Source organism: Methylotenera sp. (assembly GCF_029946165.1).
Taxonomy (GTDB): domain Bacteria; phylum Pseudomonadota; class Gammaproteobacteria; order Burkholderiales; family Methylophilaceae; genus Methylotenera.
In genome coordinates this window covers 80,618-96,949 of the sequence record NZ_JAQSDZ010000010.1, presented here as the reverse complement: position 1 = coordinate 96,949, position 16,332 = coordinate 80,618, and the positions used below count along the sequence as shown (strand labels likewise).

The following is a 16,332-nucleotide window of genomic DNA, read 5'->3' as shown; positions in this document are numbered from 1 at the left end:
ATTGCATGCATTTTGCTGACTGATAAGCATTTTATTTGAATTAAAATGACTTAATATAACTTTTATAGTTCGGGGAACTAAATGAAAAAACAAGCAGGTTTCACTTTAATTGAGCTGGCGATCGTACTTGTGATCATTGGCCTGCTGCTAGGCGGTGTATTAAAAGGTCAAGAATTGATTAATAGTGCTAAAGTTAAAAACTTAGCTAGTGATTTCCGTAATATTCCAGTTTATATATATGGTTACCAAGATAAATTTAAAGCATTGCCTGGCGATGATAAAAGTGCTGCAGTCCATTTGGGCGTGGCTGCAGATTCTACAAAAATTGGTAATGGTGATGGTGCGTTAGGTGGTAATTGGTATGATGTGACTTCGGCATCTGAAGCATATATGTTATGGCAACATGTCCGTTTAGCGGGCTTGGCAACTGGCGCAACTGATATGGCAAATACAGACTGGCGCCCAACTAATGCGGATGGTAACCCTATTGGTATTATGGCTGGTACTAATGACGCTACAAAAGCGGCGGTGAAAGACAAGGACGGAAATGCTATTAGAGGCTCTTACGTTATTTGCTCAAAAGGTATTTTAGGTAAGTATGTTACGCAGTTGGATGTCACTATGGATAATGGCGATGCGACTACGGGCTCAATGATAGCGTATGAGTTTTCTAGCACTGATGGCTTAGGTAAAAGCCCACCAACTAGCGATCCTGTTATTGACCCAGCAAAGTCATATGTAGTATGTTATGGTGTATGAGCCTAGCGTAATTCCTCAAAAGCCCACTTCGGTGGGCTTTTTATTGCCTATATTCGACATATGCAAATCACAAAGCAATTAACTGCTTACTTACACGCTAAATTGTTTTAGAATGATGACTTCAAAAAATCTAACAAAAAATTAACCGTACAATTTAGCTGCACATGACTAATAATATTGTAGAAATTGATAATCTTTCCTTTGGATACAAAGGGCGATTGCTGCACAAAGGCATCAATATGGTGTTCCCACGCGGTAAAGTCGTGGCGATTATGGGTGGTAGCGGTAGCGGAAAAACGACTTTATTACGACTGATTGGTGGTCAAATTAAGCCATCAAAAGGTGAGGTGCGTGTTCATGGTGATGTGGTACACAAGCAAGACCGCGATGGCATATTTAAATTGCGCCGTAAAATGGGCATGTTATTTCAGCAAGGTGCGTTGTTTACCGATTTATCCGTGTATGAAAACGTAGCATTCCCCATGCGTGAGTTAACAGATTTGCCAAATTCTATGATTCATGACTTAGTGTTAATGAAACTAAATGCGGTGGGCTTACGAGGTGCGTATACGCTGATGCCAGCAGAACTTTCTGGCGGTATGGCAAGGCGTGTCGCTTTGGCGCGCGCCATTGCTTTAGATCCCGCGATCATGATGTACGACGAGCCGTTTGCAGGTTTAGACCCAATTTCTATGGGCGTTATTTGCAGCTTAATTCGAAGCTTAAATGATGCTTTAGGAGCTACCTCTATTATCGTGTCGCATGATGTTAAGGAGACATTTCTAATTGCGGATTACGTGTATTTTGTGGCAAATGGAGTAGTCACCGCTGAAGGTACGCCTGATGATTTAATGAAATCAACTCTGCCTTTCGTACATCAGTTTGTGCATGGTGATAAAGATGGCCCTGTTCCATTTCACTACCCAGCTGGCAATTATCAATCTGAATTGATGAAGCACGGATAATCAAATAATCTTTGGTAACTCTTACTAAAAGACTTAAATTAAATGACCAACTCAAACCCTCTCATTAACATCATTAAAACCTTGCAAGGCATAGGCCATCGCATGGTTGAACGCATTTGGCGATTAGGTGCGGGCGCTAGATTGTTTTTTCTAACGATTGTTTATTCTGGTGAAAGTTTTAAACGATTTCATCTAACCATGCGTGAAATTTACTCAACTGGAGTGATGTCACTGTTGATTATCATTGTGTCAGCATTTTTCGTGGGCATGGTGTTAGCTTTGCAAGGCTATAACACTTTGCAGAAGTACGGCTCGTCTGAAGCGATAGGGGTCTTAGTCTCACTATCGTTGGTGCGCGAGCTCGGGCCTGTTGTAACAGCCCTGCTATTTGCAGGGCGCGCTGGGACAGCAATTACAGCTGAAATTGGCTTAATGAAGACTACTGAGCAGCTTTCAGCAATGGAAATGATGGCAGTTAATCCAATCGCCCGTGTAGTTGCGCCAAGGTTTTGGGCGGGTGTGATATCTATGCCGATATTGGCTGCTCTGTTTTCAATGGTGGGTATATTGGGCGGTTATATTGTCGCTGTACCACTTATTGGTGTGGATGAAGGCGCATTTTGGTCACAAATGCAGGCCAATGTAGATTTTCAATCGGATATTGTGAACGGCATCATCAAGAGTTTAGTATTCGGCATTGCCTGCACAATGATTGCATTGTTTGAAGGTTTTGATGCTCCACCAACAGCAGAAGGTGTGAGTCGAGCAACAACGCGCACGGTTGTAATTTCATCATTAACAGTATTGGGTTTAGATTTTGTTTTAACCTCTTTTATGCTCGTGATATAGAGCTAAAAGAGTAGTAAAAATTAGGGGATGCTAAGTGGATAGAACTAAAATTGATTTATGGGTGGGGATTTTTGTAGCTTTAGGTATGGCTGCCTTGCTAGGTCTTGCGATGAAGGTTGGCAACTTGACCTCAGGTAAAATCGGCGAAACTTATGCTGTTACAGCAGCTTTTGAAAATGTGGGTAGCTTAAAACCGCATGCCCCAGTTAAAAGTGCCGGCGTAGCAGTAGGGCGCGTTGATAGTATTGCATTTAACAGCAAAACTTACGAAGCGGTAGTCACAATTAAAATTGATAAACGCTATAACTTTCCTAAAGATACTTTTGCTAATATTTATACAGCGGGTTTGTTAGGTGAGCAATACATTGGCTTAGAAGCTGGTGGCGACGAAGATGTGTTAAGCAATGGTGATAAAATTGCCAAAACACAAGACGCTGTTGTGTTAGAAAAAATGATTAGTCAATTTTTGTTTAGCAAAGCCTCCGAAATGGATAATGATGCAAAAATATCAGCTAAACCAAGCGAGTCAGAATCAAAACCGGCAGAAGCTAAGTCAACCGAATTAGGTGATGCACCGTTTTAGTGAATTGTGCGAAAGTATTCTATAAACGCATCAGGTTTTAATTTAAATTAAATATCGGATCAAAAAGGGTTCAAATGAAATCAGTTTCTAAGATTGTAGTTGGTATAAGTTTTCTTGCGAGTTTATATTCTGGCGTAGCTAGCGCCGAAATTGCACCAGATATGCTTGTGAAACAAACTGCAGAAGATGTGTTGGCTATTATTAAAAATGACAAAGAAATTCAAGCCGGAAATCAGCAAAAACTTTACGCAGTGGCTGAAGAAAAGATTTTGCCTAACTTTGACTTCGACCGTGTATGTCGTATGGTGCTAGGTAAAAACTGGAAGTCTGCCACAGCTGAACAGCAAGCAAGTTTTCAGAAAGAGTTTCGTAGCTTATTGTTACGTACTTATTCTGTTGCGTTAGGTAAATATAAAGACCAAGTGATTGAATATAAACCTATGCGTATCGAAACGGATGCAAAAAATGTGACTGTTAAAACACAGATTCTGCAATCTGGTGGACAACCTATCGCAGTAGATTATAGCTTAGTTAAAAATGGCCCTAACTGGAAGGTATACGATATTGTGATAGAAAACGTAAGTTTGGTTACTAATTATCGTAGTCAATTCAGCAATGAAATTCGTCAAAATGGTATTGATAGTTTAAATACTAAGTTGGCTGATAAAAATAAAAATGCTGGTCTAAGATAAGTATAAAGTCTAGATATGTCTGAACTGGTACAACTTAAAGATGCTGAACGCATCACGGCGCATGGGAATAAATGGCAGGTATTTGGCGACTTGTTGGTGTATAACGCAACTCTAGTGTTAAACCAGAGTGCTACATTTAAGATGAGCGGAGAAATTGAAGTGGATTTTTCCGCAGTGGATAATGTGGATACTTCAACATTGAGCTTAATGTTAGAATGGCAACGTCGAGCTGTCGCAGAAGATTGCAAAATTAAATTTACTCACTTACCTGAAAGTTTAGCTAGTTTGGCAGATTTATATGGGATTGAAGATTTTATTCCGTTAAGTTTTCATTAAGCTAACCCTCGTTAACGCTATGCTAAATGCTTATTTTTATGATTACTTATTGTAATGTCTAGAAGTATCACCATGTTAGTAGTCAAATATACGGCTTGTTCAGGAACAAGCCGTAATTCATTTAACTGTTGACCATAAAATCAAACTAAAAGTTAAGCTAATCAATAAGTTTTAAAGCATTCAAAAAATGAAACCTGCAATTCAAATTAATGGCATACATAAAAGCTTTGGCAGTTTGCAGGCCTTAAATGGCGTTGATTTAACGATTGCTCAAGGTGAATTCTTTGCATTGCTTGGCCCAAATGGTGCGGGCAAATCGACCTTAATTAGTATTCTTGCTGGCTTAATCAAACCAAGTGCAGGTGATATTTCCGTCATGGGTTTTGATGTGGTCAATCAATATCAACAAGCCCGGCAATTGCTAGGTGTCGTTCCGCAAGAGCTAGTGTTTGACCCATTTTTTAATGTGCGTGAAATGTTGCGATTTCAAGCAGGTTATTTTGGTCGTGGACCTGAAAATGATGCGTGGGTAGATGAAATTCTCGAAGGTCTAGGATTAGCCGATAAAGCACATGTGAATATGCGCAAGCTTTCTGGCGGCATGAAGCGTCGAGCCTTGATAGCGCAAGCTTTAGCGCACAAACCACCAGTGATTGTGCTGGATGAGCCAACAGCAGGCGTAGACGTTGAGCTTCGCCAATTGATGTGGGGATTTATCAAAAAGCTAAACTATGAAGGTCATACCATTGTACTCACTACGCACTATTTAGAAGAGGCCGAGACTTTATGTAGTCGCGTAGGTATGATGAAACAAGGTGAAATTGTTGCTTTAGATAGCACCGCTAATTTGCTAAATAAATTTGCTGGCAAGCAGCTGCGTTTGACGCTTGGTAATGTGGACTTGCCTACCAACATCCATAGTTTATTGCGCAGTCAAGAAAATGGAGTTTACACATTTGCCTTAAACGACATGGCGCAAATCGAGCTAGTGCTATCGTCACTGCGTACTGCAGAAATTAAAGTGATAGATATGCAACTGAATGAAGCAGATTTAGAGGATGTATTCATGTCCCTGGTTGGTATGTCATCTGGGAGTAGGTCATGATTAATAATTCAAATTTAATTCCAAACTCTTTTCGCGGACCATGGACTCTTTTGAAAAAAGAGTTGCTACGTTTTTGGCGTGTTGCCTTTCAAACAGTAGCAGCACCAGTTATCACCGCCTTATTATATCTGCTCATTTTTTCTCATGCGCTAGAAAGTCACGTGCATGTTTATGACGGTGTACCTTATACATCATTCTTGGTGCCAGGTTTGATTATGATGTCGGTGCTGCAAAACGCCTTTGCAAATAGTTCATCTAGTTTGATTCAATCCAAAGTGATGGGTAACCTCGTTTTTGTATTATTAACGCCGCTCACGCATTTACAATTCTTTATCGCATTCTTGTTCGCGGCGATTATTCGAGGGCTAGTTGTAGGTTTAGGTATCTACTTAGTCGCCATGTGGTTTGTGGATATCCACGTGACCAATTTTTGGATGGTGTTTGCTTTCGCGTTGTTGGGTAGTGCCTTGCTTGGGACATTTGGCATTATTGCTGGTATATGGGCAGATAGATTTGATCAAATGGCGGCATTTCAAAACTTTATCATCATGCCTTTATCGTTTCTTTCGGGCGTATTTTACTCCATCCATTCTTTACCGCCTTTTTGGCAAAAGCTGTCGCAACTGAACCCATTCTTCTACATGATAGACGGCTTTAGATACGGTTTCTTTGGTAAAGGCGATGTGTCGCCATTGATTAGCCTGTCTATTGTTGGCGCTTCTTTCTTAGTGTTAGCAATGATTACGCTAAAAATGTTAAAATCAGGCTATAAATTACGAGCATAAATTAAGAGCTTAAGAATCAAGGAATCATTAAATTGCTAAGTGCACAACAGTTAGAGGCTTACATCACGCAAAATCTGGCCTGCGAATATATTAAAGTGCTGGGCGATGATGGTACTCATTTTGAGTCAGTGATCGTAAGCAATGCCTTTGTTGGCAAAAGCATGCTGCAACAACATCAGCTGGTCTACAGCGCGCTAGGCGATAGAATGCGCTCGGAAATTCATGCGCTTTCAATGAAAACATATACACCTGAACAATGGTCAAAGCTCTCTGCCTAACAAATTCAGCAGGCTTGCGAATTGTAGGCAAATAAATCAAGATAAATTAAATAAGTAATGGAGAACTAAATGGACGCACAAGCTAGAATTAAAGAAACGGTAAGCACCAACCCAGTAGTACTTTACATGAAAGGTAACCCTAAGTTTCCACAATGTGGTTTTTCAAACTTAGCGACGCAAATTTTAGATGCGTGCCAAGCAAAATATATTTCAGTTGACGTGTTGCAAGACCAAGAGGTACGCGAAGGTATCAAACAATTTGCTAATTGGCCTACTATTCCACAGCTTTACATTAAAGGCGAGTTTGTCGGTGGTTCAGACATCATGCGCGCAATGTACGAGAGCGGCGAACTTAAAACGATGTTAGATGCGGCAAAATAATTGGAAAAGTTAATCATACAAGGCGGTAGCCGCCTCAATGGTGAAGTCACCATCTCTGGCGCGAAAAATGCCGCTTTGCCAATTTTATGCGCGTCATTGTTAGCCGAAACGCCCTTACATTTAAGTAGTATTGCGGCGTTAAAAGATATCGATACCACTATTAAACTGCTCGATATGATGGGCGTTAAAATCACACGCAATACTAGCCAAGTAACTTTAGATGCGAGTGATGTGACCTCTTTTGAAGCCACATACGAAATGGTAAAAACCATGCGCGCCTCTATTTTGGTGCTAGGCCCTTTATTGGCGCGCTTTGGTACTGCACGCGTTTCATTGCCAGGCGGTTGTGCCATTGGCTCACGTCCCGTAGATTTGCACATCAAAGGCTTGCAAGCCATGGGTGCTGCAATACATATCACGCATGGTTATATACAAGCGAGTACTTTGCATTTGCCTAATCGTCGTTTGCAGGGCGCCCGCTACTATATGGATATGGTGACTGTGACTGGTACTGAAAACCTGATGATGGCTGCGGCTTTGGCTGAAGGCACAACAGTACTGGAAAATGCCGCTAAAGAGCCTGAGGTGGTCGATTTAGCCGAGATGCTCATTAAAATGGGCGCAAAAATCACAGGTGCTGGTACAGATGTGATTACGATTGTCGGTGTAGAAAAACTTAATGGCACAACACATAACGTAGTCTGTGACCGCATTGAAGCAGGGACTTATATGGTTGCCGCTGCAATGACAGGTGGCGAGGTTAAGTTGCTTAACGCTCGTGCGGATTTACTAGATGCCGTGATTGAAAAACTGCGCGATGCTGGTGCAACCGTCACGAGTGATGAAAATAGCATTACAGTTAAAAGTGACGGCAAGCTTAAAGCGGTGAATATCCGCACAGCACCACACCCAGCTTTCCCAACCGATATGCAAGCCCAGTTTATGGCGTTGAACACGATTGCCGAAGGCGTAGCAAAAGTCACTGAAACCATTTTTGAAAATCGTTTTATGCACGTGCAAGAAATGCAACGCATGGGCGCTGATATTAGCATTGACGGCAATACAGCCCTGGTGAAAGGTATTGAATTTTTAGATGGCGCAACGGTCATGGCAACTGACTTACGTGCTTCTGCAAGTTTAGTGTTAGCGGGCTTGGTGGCGCGTGGCGAAACTGTGATTGAACGTATTTACCATTTAGATCGCGGTTACGAACACTTAGAAGCTAAATTGAATGCGCTTGGCGCAAATGTAAAAAGAGTTTAAACATGATTACCATAGCCCTCTCAAAAGGCCGTATCTTTGAAGAAACCACGCCACTTTTAGCTGCGGCGGGAATTCATCCTGCGGAAGATCCTGAATCATCACGCAAACTGATTATCGGTACCAATCGCGAGGATGTACGTTTAATTATTGTTCGTGCTAGCGATGTGCCAACTTATGTGCAATACGGCGCGGCTGATTTAGGCATTGCAGGTAAAGATGTGCTTGATGAGCATGGCGGCGATGGCTTATATCAGCCAATCGATCTGCAAATTGCAAAATGCAAGATGATGGTGGCAGTGCGGGAAGACTTTGATTATTTCGCTTCGATTCGTAGTGGTGCGCGTTTAAAAGTAGTGACTAAATACGTTAAAACGGCACGTGAGCACTTTGCCGCAAAAGGCATGCATGTAGACCTGATTAAGCTTTATGGCTCAATGGAGTTAGGTCCTTTGGTTGGTTTGGCGGATGTGATTGTCGATTTAGTCAGTACAGGTGGAACTTTACGCGCAAATAACCTCAAAGCTGTAGAAGAAGTTGGTGAAATCAGCTCAAGACTTGTTGTAAATCAAGCTTCGCTCAAGCTGAACCGAGGTAAAATTCAGCCAATTATGGATGCATTTACAAATGCAATTGCTTCCAGAACTTAGTATTTAGATTAAACATAGGTCAAATAGCATGAAAATAAGACGCTTTTCTACTACAGATGTAGATTTTGATAGCAATTTAAAAGCCTTGCTCGCCTTCGAAACTGCTCAGGACGACAGTATCGATGTTGTCGTGGCTGATATTCTTAAAGATGTTAAAAAACGCGGCGATGCTGCGGTTTTGGAATACACCAACCGTTTTGATAAAACGAATGCAACTAGTCTGCCTGATTTGGAAATTAGCCAAGCAGAATTAACTGCCGCCTTAAATGGCTTGCCAACTGAGCAACGAGACGCTTTAAAAACCGCCGCTGATCGTGTACGTATTTATCACGAAAAACAACTGATGTCTTCTTGGAGTTATACCGAAGCAGATGGCACTTTGCTTGGTCAACAAGTGACCTCATTAGACCGCGTAGGTTTATATGTGCCTGGCGGTAAAGCGGCTTATCCATCGTCTGTATTGATGAATGCGATTCCAGCTAAGGTGGCCGGTGTTAAAGAGCTTATCATGGTGGTACCTACGCCAAATGGTGAGCGCAATCAGTTGGTCTTAGCCGCTGCTGCGATTTCAGGTGTAGACCGCGTATTTTGCCTAGGTGGCGCGCAAGCAGTAGGCGCTTTGGCATATGGCACTGAAACTGTTCCGCAAGTGGATAAAGTAGTTGGGCCAGGTAATGCTTATGTAGCTGCCGCTAAACGCCGTGTATTTGGCGTAGTTGGAATCGATATGGTGGCAGGGCCATCTGAAATTTTAGTCATTTGCGATGGTAAAACCAATCCTGATTGGGTGGCGATGGATCTATTTAGCCAAGCCGAGCATGACGAATTAGCGCAAGCTATTTTATTAAGCCCAGATGCGGATTTCTTAAATCAAGTAAATGCAAGCATTTTAAAACTAGTGGAAGAGATGCCGCGTAAAGACATTATTCGTACTTCATTAACAGACCGCGGTGCCCTAATTCAAGTGCGCGATTTAGCGGAAGCTGCTGAAATTTGTAATTACATTGCACCAGAGCATTTAGAGTTATCAATGGAAGAGCCCTTAGCTTTTAGTAAAATCATCAAGCATGCAGGTGCTATATTTATGGGTCGCAATACTTGTGAGGCGCTGGGCGATTATTGCGCAGGGCCCAACCATGTATTGCCAACTTCGCGTACAGCTCGTTTTTCATCGCCGCTAGGTGTATATGACTTCCAAAAACGCTCGAGTTTAATCATGGTGTCGGCTGAAGGTGCGCAAGTGCTAGGTAAAGTTGCCGCAACGCTTGCTTACGGTGAAGGCTTGCAAGCACATGCCAGATCAGCAGAGTATAGATTGAAAAGCTAAACCAATATGAGTAAATTTTGGAGTGATGTGGTGCATAAGCTTACGCCTTATGTACCAGGTGAGCAGCCTAAGTTAGATAACCTAGTCAAACTTAATACCAACGAGAACCCTTATGGACCTAGCCCTAAGGTAATTGAGGCGCTTAAGCTTGAAGCGGCAGATTCATTACGTTTATATCCAGACCCTAACTCGGACGCACTGAAGGCCGCGATTGCGGAAGTGCATCATTTGAGCGCCAATCAAGTGTTTGTTGGTAATGGTTCAGATGAAGTATTAGCGCATGTGTTTCAAGCGCTATTAAAACATAGCCGACCATTATTATTTCCTGATATTACCTACAGCTTTTACCCAGTATATTGCGGTTTGTATGACATTGAATATCAAACAATCCCTTTGGCAGCTGATTTTTCAATTAACATCGACGATTACTATCAGCCCAATGGCGGCATTATATTTCCTAATCCGAATGCACCTACAGGTATTCCACTATCGTTAGCTACCATTGAAAAGTTGCTAAAAAAGAATACACAGTCAGTTGTGGTCATTGATGAAGCGTACGTCGATTTCGGTACTGAATCTGCCGTGGGATTGATTAACACTTATCCCAACTTATTGGTAACGCATACATTGTCTAAAGCTCGCTCATTGGCAGGTTTGCGCGTTGGGTACGCGTTGGGTCATCCAGATTTAATCGAAGCGCTGATACGCGTGAAAGATAGCTTTAACTCTTACCCTATAGACCGCTTTGCTTCTGCTGGCGCAGTTGCGGCGATGCAAGATACTGCGTATTTTGAAGAAACATGCAGCAAAGTCATTGCAACACGTGAGGCATTGGTTAAAGACTTAATCAAGTTGGGTTTTGATGTATTGCCATCAGGCGCCAACTTTATTTTTGCTAAACATCAAGTGAAGGATGGCGCAGAACTGTCCGCATTGCTGCGTCAAAAAAATATTATTGTGCGTCATTTTAAATCACCAAGTCGGGTAGCTCCTTACCTACGCATTACAATTGGAACTGATGCTCAGTCAAAAGCACTCATCGATACATTAACAGAACTACTTTTAGGCACTTAAGATATACGAAAAAGTTAGCTTAACCCGTATTATTCGCTGTAGTTTAGTGAGGAAATGCTAGAAAATCCCCGAAACATTAAAAATAAGCAAAAAAAGTTTGTAATTTCACATTAAGTGCGTGTTATTATCGCGAAATGTGTGTTTTATACACAAATAAAAAATTAACTCACTTTGTATTTTTAATCTAAATAAATCAGTTATGGTTTATTTTTAGTTGGAGGATGTAGCATGGCTCAAACCCAAATGGCATTAGATTCATTAGATTTCGACGGTACCGTCGCCTTAGCAACCAAAGTTGCTCCACACGTAGATATTTTGGAAATTGGTACACCTTGCATTAAGCATAATGGTATCAAATTGTTAGAAGTTTTACGCGCTAAGTTCCCAAACAACAAAATTTTGGTTGACTTGAAAACAATGGATGCTGGTTTCTATGAAGCTGAGCCATTCTACAAAGCTGGTGCTGACATCTGTACAGTTCTAGGTACTGCTGATATCGGTACAATCAAAGGCGTAATCGATGTTGCTAACAAATACGGCAAAAAAGCTCAAGTTGATTTGATCAACGTAGCTGATAAAAAAGCACGTACTATTGAAGTGGCTAAATTAGGCGCGCACATCATTGGCGTTCATACTGGTTTAGATCAGCAGGCTGCTGGTCAAACACCATTCAATGACTTAGGTATGGTTGCTGCTTTGAACCTAGGCGTTGATATTTCAGTTGCTGGTGGCGTTAAAGCTGCAACAACACAACAAGTTAAAGATGCTGGCGCAACTATCATTGTTGCAGGTGCTGCTATTTACGGTGCTGCTGACCCTGCTGCCGCTGCTGCTGAAATTACAGCAATCGCTCACGGTGCTAATGCTAGTGCTGGTGGTGCTAAGAAATTCTTACCATGGATCATCGGTGCTGTTGTTTTAGTAATATTGTTTGCTTTACTTAGTGCTAAAAAACCAGATGCTACAGAAGTTCCAGCTGCAGATGCTCCAGTTGCAACTGAACCAGCTGAAGTTGCTCCAATGGAAGCTGCACCTGTTGAAGAAGCTGCACCAGTTGAAGCAGCACCAGAAGCAGCACAGTAATTATTAATTACTATAATCGCTTAGCTAATGAATACAGCTAAGTGAGAGAAATTGTAATTACGTATTAGCGTATGCTAATGAATGAGGCCTAGTTAAGATATGTAATCTTGCTAGGCTTTATTGCTTCTTATTCCATATTTTATTGAATCAATTAATAATTACAGAATGATGTAGCTTTAATGTCTTCAAAAAGACCAATAGCATCTGGTTTAGGTTAAAATATTTACTTGTCAATAATATGCACTTTAGCTTAAGTGATTCAATATGCGATCTGCGGAAGTAGTTAGAAATACCTTAGAAACACAAATCACAGTCGCCATTAATTTAGATGGCACTGGCGTTTCACAATTTAGTACTGGTTTAGGTTTTTTAGATCATATGCTAGACCAAATCGCCCGTCACGGCATGATGGATATTAGCGTCAACGCTAAAGGTGATTTGCATATTGATGCCCATCACACTGTAGAAGATATTGGAATAACAATTGGACAAGCCTTTGCTAAAGCGATAGGTGATAAAAAAGGCATACGTCGTTATGGGCACGCTTATGTTCCGCTGGATGAGGCTTTGTCGCGTGTAGTGCTAGATATTTCTGGACGACCAGGCTTGGAGTTTGGCTGTGTATTCACGCGTGCTTCAATTGGTGAATTCGATGTTGATTTAATCCATGAGTTCTTTCAAGGTTTTGTCAATCACGCCAATGTCACTTTGCATATAGATAACCTAAAGGGTCATAACGCTCATCATCAAGCCGAAACGATTTTTAAAGCTTTTGGACGTGCGTTGCGAATGGCTGTTGAGCAAGACTCACGCATGGCAGGCATTATGCCATCCACCAAAGGAAGTTTATAAGCATAAGCCCTTGTAACGCTTGAGCGGCAACCCCATGAAAATTGTAGTATGAGAAAAATTGATATAGCAGTAGTTGATTATGGCATGGGCAATTTGCGCTCAGTGTCTAAAGCGCTAGAGCATGTCGCACCTAATAAACACGTATTGGTGACCAGCAACCCTGTCGATATAGCAAATGCTGAGCGCATCGTATTTCCAGGTCAGGGCGCTATGCCGGATTGTATTCGTGAGTTAGATGCTAGAGGCTTGCGCGACTCAGTCATTCATGCTGCTAGTAATAAGCCATTTCTGGGCATTTGCATCGGTTTGCAAATGCTTTTTGAACACTCTGAAGAAGGTGATGCAGCTGGGTTAGGTTTGTTTAAAGGCACTGTTAAGCGCTTTGCTGCAGCTGAAATGCATGATGCGAATGGTGCAAAGTTAAAAGTCCCACATATGGGCTGGAATCAGGTTTATCAGAGCCTTAACCAACAGTCGCAAGCACATGCTTTATGGAGCAATATAGAAGATGGTGCGCGTTTTTACTATGTGCATAGTTATTACGTTCAGCCAGATGATTTAGCCATTGTCGGAGGCTATAGCGAATATCCTAAACGGTTTACCAGCGCGATAGCGAAAGATAACTTATTTGCAGTGCAGTTTCACCCAGAAAAAAGTGCAACGGCAGGCTTGCAAATGTTAAGCAATTTCGTAAACTGGTTACCTTAATTCAAGCTAATATTAGAGTCATTTTTACAATTTTTTTAATCGCTTAATTTCAATTATTATTTAATCAATCAATATCAAATCATTATGTTAATTATCCCAGCAATTGATCTTAAAGACGGCCACTGTGTAAGACTAAAACAAGGCTTAATGGAAGAGTCCACCGTATTTTCTGAAGACCCAGGCGCCATGGCGCGCCATTGGGTAGATAGCGGTGGCAAGCGCTTACATTTAGTTGATTTAAACGGCGCATTTGCAGGTAAGCCGATTAATGAAGCTGCAATTAAATCTATTGTACGTGCGGTCGGCGGTGAAATCCCTATTCAACTCGGTGGAGGTATTCGCGACCTTGAAACGATAGAGCGTTATCTTGATGATGGCATTGATTATGTGATTATCGGTACCGCAGCGGTAAAGAATCCAGGTTTCTTGCATGAAGCTTGTGATGCGTTTCCAGGTCAAATAATCGTCGGTTTGGATGCTAAAGAAGGCAAAGTGGCTGTGGATGGTTGGTCAAAACTCACAGGTCACGATGTGATTGATTTGGCGAAAAAATTCGAAGGTTATGGCGTCAGCTCCATCGTCTATACCGACATTGGACGTGATGGCATGTTAACTGGCGTGAATATTGAGGCGACGGTTGCTTTAGCGCAAGCCTTAACAATCCCCGTGATTGCTTCTGGTGGCGTGACTAATTTAGACGACGTGCGTAAGCTATGTGCAGTGGCAAGTGAGGGCATTATCGGTACCATTACTGGCCGCGCAATTTATGAAGGAACGCTTGATTTCGCTGCGGCACAACAACTAGCGGATGAATTAAGTGCTCGCTAAACGCATTATCCCTTGCTTAGATGTAACTAATGGACGCGTTGTTAAGGGCATTAACTTTTTAGAGTTGCGCGACGCAGGCGACCCTGTAGAAATTGCCAAGCGCTATGATGAACAAGGCGCAGACGAGCTTACTTTTTTAGATATTACTGCCAGCTCAGATAATCGAGGCTTGATTCTACATATTATTGAAGAAGTTGCAGCGCAAGTCTTTATTCCACTCACGGTAGGGGGTGGGGTTCGAGAAGTTGAAGATGTGCGCAGATTGTTAAATGCAGGTGCTGACAAAGTCAGTATTAATACCACCGCAGTACTTAACCCACAAATGGTACAAGATGCGGCAAGTAGATTTGGTTCGCAGTGTATCGTTGTGGCGATTGATGCTAAAAAAGTAGATAACCAATCCTTTGAATGGGAAGTTTTTACCCACGGTGGGCGTAAAGCTACCGGCTTGGATGCTGTTAAGTGGGCTGAATATATGGCTAAACTTGGTGCTGGCGAACTGTTAGTTACGAGTATGGATAGAGATGGGACGAAAATTGGCTTCAATAACCCATTAAATAGAGCTATTTCAAATGCGGTTGACGTGCCAATTATTGCTTCTGGCGGTGTGGGAAACTTGCAGCATTTGGTTGATGGCGTAAAAGATGGCGGTGCAGATGCTGTTCTTGCTGCCAGCATTTTTCACTATGGTGAATATACCGTTAAACAGGCCAAAGAATATATGCAAAAAAATGGTATTGAGGTCAGACTTTGAGTTGGTTAGATGATATAAACTGGGATGCTAACGGGCTTGTGCCCGTCATCGCTCAAGAGCACAATACTAGACGCATACTCATGTTTGCATGGATGAATCGCGAAGCTTTGCAGCTCACTAATGCTACTAAGCAAGCCGTTTATTGGTCGCGTTCGCGTAATAAATTATGGCGCAAAGGCGAAGAGTCGGGTCATGTACAACTTGTGCATGAGATTCGCTTAGACTGCGATGAAGATGTTGTTTTAATTAATGTAGAACAAGTCGGTGGCATTGCTTGTCATACTGGACGACATAACTGTTTTTTTAAAAAACTTGAAAATGACGAGTGGCTTGTAGATCAGCCAGTCATCAAGAACCCAGACGAAATATACACGGAAGTTAAAAAAAGTGAGTGAAACATTAAATCGCTTGGCGGAATTATTAGAGCAGCGTAAGAACGCGGATCCACAAACTTCTTATGTGGCTAAACTATATGCCAAAGGCATGGATAGCATTCTAAAAAAAGTCGGTGAAGAAGCTGCTGAAACTATTATTGCGGCGAAGAATGGCGATAATGAACATCTTATTTATGAAACTGCAGATTTATGGTTTCATACTTTAGTCATGTTGGCAAAAGCAGGTTTAAAGCCGCAAGATGTTTTAGACGAGCTAGCAAGACGCGAAGGTCTTTCAGGCTTGGTAGAAAAGGCTTCTAGAACAGAAGAGGGCGCAAAATAATGAGTGCTGATTGTATTTTTTGTAAAATAATCGATGGCAGTATTCCTGCTAAGAAAATCTATGAAGATGACGATGTGATAGCCTTTAATGACATTAATCCGTCCGCTAAAGTACATTTTTTAATTGTGCCAAAATTGCATATTGAAAGTCTTGCAAGTTGTGAAGCGCAGCATCAAAGTTTGCTGGGTAAAATGCTTTTACTCGCACCAAAGCTTGCAAAAGAGCAAGGTTTGGCAGGTTTCAAGACACTTATCAATACTGGTAAAGATGGCGGTCAGTTAGTGTTTCATATTCATGTTCATGTGCTGGGTGGTGGTAACTTGCCACTTGCAGCTTAATTATATTT

At 41.8% G+C, this 16,332-nt stretch carries 22 protein-coding genes; all 22 read left to right on the top strand.

What is annotated here, in order from left to right; all coding sequences use genetic code 11:
- Positions 1 to 81 precede the first annotated feature (81 nt).
- The 22 genes from PSV17_RS07015 (at position 82) to PSV17_RS06910 (ending at position 16,324) form a co-directional block, all read left to right on the top strand.
- Positions 82 to 759 carry a prepilin-type N-terminal cleavage/methylation domain-containing protein gene (locus PSV17_RS07015; RefSeq protein ID WP_300480962.1) on the top strand — a complete coding sequence of 226 codons (678 nt, stop codon included), beginning with the start codon at positions 82 to 84 and terminating at the stop codon, positions 757 to 759.
- Positions 760 to 923: 164 nt separating this feature from the next.
- Entirely contained in the window at positions 924 to 1,724 is an 801-nt protein-coding gene (locus PSV17_RS07010) for an ABC transporter ATP-binding protein (RefSeq protein ID WP_300480960.1), read from the top strand.
- A gap of 42 nt (positions 1,725 to 1,766) precedes the next feature.
- Positions 1,767 to 2,573, top strand: coding sequence for a lipid asymmetry maintenance ABC transporter permease subunit MlaE (gene mlaE / locus PSV17_RS07005; protein WP_300480957.1), 807 nt, complete (start codon positions 1,767 to 1,769; stop codon positions 2,571 to 2,573).
- A gap of 34 nt (positions 2,574 to 2,607) precedes the next feature.
- Positions 2,608 to 3,156, top strand: a complete 549-nt coding sequence (gene mlaD, locus PSV17_RS07000; protein ID WP_300480955.1) for an outer membrane lipid asymmetry maintenance protein MlaD — start codon at positions 2,608 to 2,610, stop codon at positions 3,154 to 3,156.
- Between the two features lie 74 nt (positions 3,157 to 3,230).
- Positions 3,231 to 3,848 carry an ABC transporter substrate-binding protein gene (locus tag PSV17_RS06995; RefSeq protein WP_300480953.1) on the top strand — a complete coding sequence of 206 codons (618 nt, stop codon included), beginning with the start codon at positions 3,231 to 3,233 and terminating at the stop codon, positions 3,846 to 3,848.
- Between the two features lie 15 nt (positions 3,849 to 3,863).
- A complete protein-coding gene (locus PSV17_RS06990) occupies positions 3,864 to 4,184 on the top strand; it encodes an STAS domain-containing protein (protein ID WP_300480952.1) in 321 nt (106 codons plus the stop codon).
- Between the two features lie 187 nt (positions 4,185 to 4,371).
- Complete coding sequence (locus tag PSV17_RS06985) at positions 4,372 to 5,289, top strand: ABC transporter ATP-binding protein (protein ID WP_300480950.1); 918 nt, start codon at positions 4,372 to 4,374, stop codon at positions 5,287 to 5,289.
- Positions 5,286 to 6,074, top strand: a complete 789-nt coding sequence (locus PSV17_RS06980) for an ABC transporter permease (RefSeq protein WP_300480947.1) — start codon at positions 5,286 to 5,288, stop codon at positions 6,072 to 6,074. Before PSV17_RS06985 ends, PSV17_RS06980 begins: the two co-directional genes overlap by 4 nt.
- Positions 6,075 to 6,106: 32 nt before the next feature.
- The gene (locus PSV17_RS06975; protein WP_300480945.1) at positions 6,107 to 6,352 is read left to right on the top strand and encodes a BolA/IbaG family iron-sulfur metabolism protein; all 246 of its coding nucleotides are present in this window, start codon (positions 6,107 to 6,109) and stop codon (positions 6,350 to 6,352) included.
- Positions 6,353 to 6,421: 69 nt separating this feature from the next.
- Positions 6,422 to 6,733 (top strand): Grx4 family monothiol glutaredoxin, encoded by a 312-nt coding sequence (gene grxD / locus PSV17_RS06970; RefSeq protein ID WP_300480943.1) that lies wholly within the window; start codon positions 6,422 to 6,424, stop codon positions 6,731 to 6,733.
- Entirely contained in the window at positions 6,734 to 7,996 is a 1,263-nt protein-coding gene (gene murA / locus PSV17_RS06965) for a UDP-N-acetylglucosamine 1-carboxyvinyltransferase (protein ID WP_300480940.1), read from the top strand.
- A 2-nt stretch (positions 7,997 to 7,998) separates the two neighbouring features.
- Positions 7,999 to 8,643 (top strand): ATP phosphoribosyltransferase, encoded by a 645-nt coding sequence (gene hisG, locus PSV17_RS06960; RefSeq protein ID WP_300386945.1) that lies wholly within the window; start codon positions 7,999 to 8,001, stop codon positions 8,641 to 8,643.
- Between the two features lie 28 nt (positions 8,644 to 8,671).
- A complete protein-coding gene (gene hisD / locus PSV17_RS06955; RefSeq protein ID WP_300480937.1) occupies positions 8,672 to 9,970 on the top strand; it encodes a histidinol dehydrogenase in 1,299 nt (432 codons plus the stop codon).
- A gap of 6 nt (positions 9,971 to 9,976) precedes the next feature.
- Positions 9,977 to 11,044 carry a histidinol-phosphate transaminase gene (gene hisC / locus PSV17_RS06950; protein WP_300480933.1) on the top strand — a complete coding sequence of 356 codons (1,068 nt, stop codon included), beginning with the start codon at positions 9,977 to 9,979 and terminating at the stop codon, positions 11,042 to 11,044.
- 228 nt (positions 11,045 to 11,272) lie between these two features.
- Entirely contained in the window at positions 11,273 to 12,127 is an 855-nt protein-coding gene (gene hxlA, locus PSV17_RS06945) for a 3-hexulose-6-phosphate synthase (RefSeq protein ID WP_300480931.1), read from the top strand.
- 264 nt (positions 12,128 to 12,391) lie between these two features.
- The gene (gene hisB, locus PSV17_RS06940; RefSeq protein WP_300480929.1) at positions 12,392 to 12,979 is read left to right on the top strand and encodes an imidazoleglycerol-phosphate dehydratase HisB; all 588 of its coding nucleotides are present in this window, start codon (positions 12,392 to 12,394) and stop codon (positions 12,977 to 12,979) included.
- Between the two features lie 48 nt (positions 12,980 to 13,027).
- Positions 13,028 to 13,687: an imidazole glycerol phosphate synthase subunit HisH gene (gene hisH / locus PSV17_RS06935; protein ID WP_300480926.1), complete on the top strand. Its 660-nt coding sequence runs from the start codon at positions 13,028 to 13,030 to the stop codon at positions 13,685 to 13,687.
- 84 nt (positions 13,688 to 13,771) lie between these two features.
- Entirely contained in the window at positions 13,772 to 14,515 is a 744-nt protein-coding gene (hisA, locus tag PSV17_RS06930; protein WP_300480924.1) for a 1-(5-phosphoribosyl)-5-[(5-phosphoribosylamino)methylideneamino]imidazole-4-carboxamide isomerase, read from the top strand.
- A complete protein-coding gene (gene hisF / locus PSV17_RS06925) occupies positions 14,505 to 15,269 on the top strand; it encodes an imidazole glycerol phosphate synthase subunit HisF (protein WP_300480922.1) in 765 nt (254 codons plus the stop codon). The genes hisA and hisF overlap by 11 nt, the downstream gene beginning before the upstream one ends.
- A complete protein-coding gene (hisI, locus tag PSV17_RS06920; protein ID WP_300480919.1) occupies positions 15,266 to 15,664 on the top strand; it encodes a phosphoribosyl-AMP cyclohydrolase in 399 nt (132 codons plus the stop codon). Before hisF ends, hisI begins: the two co-directional genes overlap by 4 nt.
- Positions 15,657 to 15,986, top strand: coding sequence for a phosphoribosyl-ATP diphosphatase (locus tag PSV17_RS06915; protein WP_300480918.1), 330 nt, complete (start codon positions 15,657 to 15,659; stop codon positions 15,984 to 15,986). Before hisI ends, PSV17_RS06915 begins: the two co-directional genes overlap by 8 nt.
- Positions 15,986 to 16,324 (top strand): histidine triad nucleotide-binding protein, encoded by a 339-nt coding sequence (locus PSV17_RS06910; protein ID WP_300480916.1) that lies wholly within the window; start codon positions 15,986 to 15,988, stop codon positions 16,322 to 16,324. Before PSV17_RS06915 ends, PSV17_RS06910 begins: the two co-directional genes overlap by 1 nt.
- The last annotated feature ends 8 nt before the right edge of the window (positions 16,325 to 16,332 follow it).